This window comes from Streptomyces sp. BE303 (assembly GCF_036290945.1).
Classification (GTDB): Bacteria; Actinomycetota; Actinomycetes; order Streptomycetales; family Streptomycetaceae; genus Kitasatospora.
Genome location: NZ_JAQYWZ010000559.1, coordinates 1 through 327, shown reverse-complemented (window position 1 = coordinate 327; position 327 = coordinate 1). Strand labels below are relative to the sequence as shown.

Genomic DNA, 327 nt, shown 5'->3' with positions numbered 1-327 from the left:
CGCGGACGAGCCGTCGACCGAGGTCAACTGGTCGGCGGGCGCCGTCGAGTTGCTGACGGAGTCGCGGCCCTGGAGCGCCGGGGACCGGCCTCGTCGGGCGGGTGTGTCGGCGTTCGGCGTCAGCGGTACGAACGCGCACGAGATCGTGGATGATCCCCCGGCCGTCGAGTCCGCCGCCGTCGTGGCTGCGGTGCAACTTCCCTTGGTGCCGGTGCTGTTGTCCGGTACGGACGAGGCGGCGCTCCGTGCCCAGGCACAGCAGGTGCGACTTGTGGCCGATCGGGATCTCCACACGCTCGCCGCAGCGGCAGCCCGCCGTGCCGCGCT

1 protein-coding gene is annotated in these 327 nt (G+C 72.8%); it reads left to right on the top strand.

The window, feature by feature from the left end; translation table 11 throughout:
* On the top strand, nt 1-327 hold a 327-nt coding region (locus PUR56_RS12470), incomplete at both ends, for a ketoacyl-synthetase C-terminal extension domain-containing protein (RefSeq protein WP_329948937.1).